The organism is Paraburkholderia sp., from assembly GCF_026225065.1.
Classification (GTDB): domain Bacteria; phylum Pseudomonadota; class Gammaproteobacteria; order Burkholderiales; family Burkholderiaceae; genus Paraburkholderia.
In genome coordinates this window covers 1-4,822 of the sequence record NZ_JAMFSB010000196.1, presented here as the reverse complement: position 1 = coordinate 4,822, position 4,822 = coordinate 1, and the positions used below count along the sequence as shown (strand labels likewise).

Here is a 4,822-nt window from a genome sequence, read left to right as displayed (position 1 = left end):
ACACCCCAGGCGCTAAATCTCAGTCAGCCCCGCTCGGCCTCGCCATTCTGTCCAATGGCAATCCGCAGATGCTCGACATCGCCGTCAAGAGTGCCGGCATGAGCGGACTGTTCGACCACATCCTCTCAGTCGACACCGTCCGCGCCTATAAACCGGCATCGGCCGCCTACACACTCGGCACGCAGGCATTCGGCGTCGAGCCGGGCGAGATCGTGTTCGTCTCGTCGAACGGCTGGGACGCGGCCGGCGCGAACTGGTTCGGCTATACCACTTTCTGGCTTAACCGGCAGGGCGTCCCCGCTGAAGAGCTAGGCGTCACGCCACATGGCACGGGCGGGAGCATGAACGACCTGCTCGCCTTTTTGCAAACCCTCGCAGCACCCGACGGAAGCCGCAGCCGTACGCGCCACAGCCCTGGCGCATGACGGCAACCGCAAACGTACCGGACGCCCGCAACGCAGTTCGACGCAACGTGGCGCATCCCAACCGCATTTCAACAGCGCCTCCACCGCATTTGAAAATTTGCAGCTTTGCAATCTGACCGACCAAGGAAAAAACATGGCGAACCCGCTTTCATCGCAGTTGCCGCAGGGCATGGAAATCACCGGCGACATCAAGCCCGGCTATGAAACGATCCTCACCCGCGAAGCGCTCGAACTCGTCGCCGCGCTGCATCGCACATTCGAGCCGCGTCGCCAGGCGCTGCTGAAAGCGCGCGTCGAACGCACGAAACGGCTCGATGCCGGCGAGCGTCCCGACTTCCTCGCCGAGACCAAGAGCATCCGCGAAGGCGACTGGAAGATCGCGCCGCTGCCGCAGGATCTGCAATGCCGCCGCGTGGAAATCACCGGGCCCGTCGAGCGCAAGATGATCATCAACGCGCTGAATTCCGGCGCGGACTCGTACATGACCGACTTCGAAGATTCGAACGCGCCGAGCTGGGATAACCAGATTACCGGCCACATCAATCTGAAGGACGCGGTGCGCCGGACCATCTCGCTCGAACAGAACGGCAAGTCGTACAAGCTCAACGACAAGGTTGCGACGCTGATCGTGCGTCCGCGCGGCTGGCACCTCGACGAGAAGCATGTGAAAGTCGATGGCGAGCGCGTCTCGGGCGGCATTTTCGATTTCGCGCTGTTCCTGTTCCACAACGCGAAGGAACTGGTCGCACGCGGCTCGGGCCCCTACTTCTATCTGCCGAAGATGGAGAGCCATCTCGAAGCGCGTCTGTGGAACGAGATCTTCGTCGCGGCACAGGAAGCGGTCGGCGTGCCGGGCGGGACGATCCGCGCCACCGTGCTGATCGAAACGATCCTCGCCGCATTCGAAATGGACGAGATTCTGTACGAACTGCGTGAACACAGCTCGGGCCTGAACGCCGGCCGTTGGGACTACATATTTTCGGCCATCAAGAAGTTCAAGAGCGACCGCGACTTCTGCCTCGCCGACCGCTCGCAGATCACGATGACGTCGCCGTTCATGCGTGCTTACGCGCTGCTGTTGCTGAAGACCTGCCACCGCCGCAACGCGCCAGCCATCGGCGGCATGAGCGCGCTGATTCCGATCAAGAACGATCCGGCTGCAAACGATAAGGCCATGGGCGGCGTGCGCTCGGACAAGGCACGCGATGCCGGCGACGGTTACGACGGCGGCTGGGTCGCCCACCCGGGTCTCGTGCCGATCGCGATGGAAGAGTTCGTCAAGGTGCTCGGCGACCAGCCGAACCAGATCGGCAAGCAACGCACCGACGTCGAAGTGAGCGCGAAAGATCTGACCGACTTCCGTCCGGAAGCGCCGATTACGGAGGCGGGTCTGCGCAACAACATCAACGTGGGGATTCACTACCTCGGTTCATGGCTCGCGGGCAATGGCTGCGTGCCGATCCACAACCTGATGGAAGACGCCGCCACCGCGGAAATTTCGCGCTCGCAGGTGTGGCAATGGATCCGCTCGCCGAAGGGCGCGCTCGACGATGGCCGCAAGGTCACCGCGGAACTGGTGCGCGAGTTGTCGAAGCAGGAACTCGAGAAGGTGAAGCAGTCGGTCGGCGGCGATACGAAACCGTACGACCGCGCGGCGGAAATCTTCGAAGAGATGTCGACCTCGGAGCAGTTCACCGACTTCCTGACGCTGCCGCTGTACGAAGAGATCTGAAGTACGTTTCCAGGCCGCGCTGCTGCCCAACGCAGCGACGTGGTTCGCAAGGCTGACCGACCGGACGGCCCAGCAGGCGCAGGCTTGCCGGGCCGTTTTTTTGTCGTGGTTAATGCGACGGTCACGAGCGTTCTAGCGCGAGCGGCGATACGCAATCCAGTCACCCGAACGAATCTCGGACAAGCCCTTCACTGCTTTTTCCGTGACCGGATAGTAGCGGCACAGGAGCGGCATGCCGTCCACTTCGACTGTCACCTCGCGCGCTACGAACAGGCCTTCGACGCCCGGATAAATCTCCTCGATTTCGTCGAGCACGGCGACCAGATCCGGATCGATTTCATAGACATCTCCGCTCACAGGCGGCCCCGCCTCGTCGGGCACGAGCCCTGGGTAGGCGCCGAAGTCGAACAGGTGGCCACGCACCGTGGCCGTGCCAAGCAGCATGGGTTCAGCGATGTCGTGCCGGGCGGCGGCCTGGCTAATGTCGTTGATCTCGCCGGCCCGCAAGGTGCCGTACACGAAAACCTTCTGCATCGTAGGGGGTCCTCATCTATTGGATGGATCCGGGTTCACTGATCCGTTTCTCCTCCCGGCGAAACGAATCGGATGCATTATGCCCCCGCGATCGTCGCCAGCGGTCCGCGAAAATAACGGCTTAGGAGTCTTGCCGCGCAACGCCCTACAATGGGAGCCAACATCCGCTTTGGGTTCCACCCGGTGTCGCCGTCATGAATGCATCAGACGCTCTCCCACTTTCGACTCAGGTCGAGTTCTCCGATATTCCGCCGGAGTTCGCGCCAACCCGCACCCATCCGATCCGCGTGCGCTCGCGGCCAATGGCGGCCGGCGTGCACATCGCCCGTCATACCCATGCATGGGCTCAGGTTGCGTATGCGTCGCGCGGCGTGCTGCGCGTCGGTACGCAGGGCACTACCTGGATGGTGCCGCCGTCGCGCGCCATCTGGATGCCGCCGCATGTGACGCATGAAGTGGTCATCGTCGAGGAGGCGTTCTTGCGGACGCTGTATATCGACGAACACGCGGCGCCGCCGGGACTCGACGCATGCCGTGTCGTCGAGGTGTCGAATCTGCTGCGCGAGGTGATCGCCGCGCTCGACGAACCCGACCTCCCGGCCGCCCGCGAACAGGTGCTCGGAGCTCTGGCGCTCGACGAGCTGACCCGCTCCGAACCGTTGCCGCTCTCTGTGCCGATGCCCAACGAAAAGCGCCTGCGCGCGCTGTGCGAAGCGGTGATTGCCAACCCCGCCAATACGGATTCGCTCGAGCAGTGGGCGGCGAGCGTCGGCGCGAGCACCCGCACGATTGCGCGGCTGTTTCGCCAGGAACTGGGCGTCAGCTTTTCGCAGTGGCGTCAGCAGGCGCTGCTCGCGCGCGCGATTCCGCTGTTGAGCCAAGGCAGGCCGCTCGCGCATGTCGCGCAGGAGTTGGGCTATCAGAGCCAGAGCGCCTTTTCGGCGATGTTCCGGCGCGCGTTCGGCAGGAGTCCGCGTGCATTCATGGAGCGGGGCTCGGAACGCGTCGAGAGCGAGCGAGGTGCGCAGGCCACTGAGGATGACTTGCCGGATGGTGCGCTGATGGCGGATGCGCCGGAGTTTGATCGTTGACGAGCGCTGACTGGATGCCCCGCTACGCGAACAGAGCGGCACGTTAAGCGGTACGCTAGCCAGCGCTCTAGGCAACGCCGTCCGCTACACGCGCCGCGCCAGATGGCGAATCGCGCCGAGTTGCGCGAGGCGCGGCCCGGCAAGCTTGTACCCCATGCGCAGATAAAGCCGCGCAGCGGGATTGTCGACGAACACCCGCAGTTGCAGCTCGCGCAGACCGCGCTCACGCGCCCATTGATGCGAGATTTCGAGCATATAGGTGCCCGCGCCGCGGCGCCGGTAGCCATCGGCGATCTGCACATCACGGATGTGCAGCGAGTCGCCCTCCTCCGTGATGCGCAGCACGCCGGCTGCGTGACCATCCACTTCGAGAATGTGGTTTTCCGACTCGCGCCAGCTTCCAAGAAAAAGATCGCTGCGCCAGACGAGGTGGTGCCGTTTGTAGTAGCCGCCCATGTTGTTGCGCGTTAGCGCTTCGGCGAACGCGAAATCGTCCATGCTGGCCTTGCGTAACTGGAACGGCGACGGTGCTTCGGTAGGAACGAACATGACACGGCGGGCAAATGATGATCCGCACAAAGGTAAAACACGCCGCGCGCGCTGGCAATGGCTGTTTGTCCCGAGAACGGCGAAGACCGGCGAAATGACGCAAAAAGCGCCCCGGAAGGTCGTTTAGGCCACTTGAGGCGCAACGATTACTTGACCGGCACGCGTGAAAGTTGACGTTCTGCTTACACGCGCATCCGCGATACGTTCGCGCATCACGCTATTCAGACACCCAAAGCGTGCCGGTCGATAATCCGTTGCACCGCAGCAGGCGTGATCGCCTCCAGCCTATGTCCGTCGACGCCCGTCGTGGTGACAGCCTGCAGCATCGCGTTATACACGGCCTCTTCTGTCGCCTCCGAAACCACCTGGAACAGCGGCGACATCGCGTCGTTGGCGAGATCTTCGAGCGTGCCGGCCGCCTTGCGCCGCTCCGGCGTGCGGCGCACTGCAGGCGACGTCGAGAACGCAATCGCGTAGTCACCCGAGCCGTT

General features: G+C 63.3%; 6 protein-coding genes. 3 read left to right on the top strand and 3 right to left on the bottom strand.

The window, feature by feature from the left end:
* On the top strand, positions 1-425 hold a 425-nt coding region (locus M0954_RS14555), incomplete at its 5' end, for an HAD-IA family hydrolase (RefSeq protein WP_297353945.1).
* Between the two features lie 133 nt (positions 426-558).
* On the top strand, positions 559-2,157 hold the full coding sequence (gene aceB, locus M0954_RS14550) for a malate synthase A (protein WP_123387970.1): 1,599 nt from the start codon (positions 559-561) through the stop codon (positions 2,155-2,157).
* Between the two features lie 132 nt (positions 2,158-2,289).
* Here aceB and M0954_RS14545 read toward each other — a convergent pair whose 3' ends face one another.
* Entirely contained in the window at positions 2,290-2,691 is a 402-nt protein-coding gene (locus M0954_RS14545; RefSeq protein ID WP_122155175.1) for a gamma-glutamylcyclotransferase family protein, read from the bottom strand.
* 194 nt (positions 2,692-2,885) lie between these two features.
* Between M0954_RS14545 and M0954_RS14540 the strand changes: the two genes are divergently transcribed.
* The gene (locus tag M0954_RS14540) at positions 2,886-3,782 is read left to right on the top strand and encodes a helix-turn-helix domain-containing protein (RefSeq protein ID WP_297353943.1); all 897 of its coding nucleotides are present in this window, start codon (positions 2,886-2,888) and stop codon (positions 3,780-3,782) included.
* A gap of 84 nt (positions 3,783-3,866) precedes the next feature.
* On the opposite strand, the gene M0954_RS14535 is transcribed toward M0954_RS14540, so the two are convergent.
* On the bottom strand, positions 3,867-4,331 hold the full coding sequence (locus M0954_RS14535) for a GNAT family N-acetyltransferase (protein WP_297353942.1): 465 nt from the start codon (positions 4,329-4,331) through the stop codon (positions 3,867-3,869).
* Between the two features lie 221 nt (positions 4,332-4,552).
* Positions 4,553-4,822, bottom strand: a 270-nt coding sequence (locus M0954_RS14530) for a P1 family peptidase (protein WP_297353940.1), incomplete at its 5' end; no start/stop codon positions are given.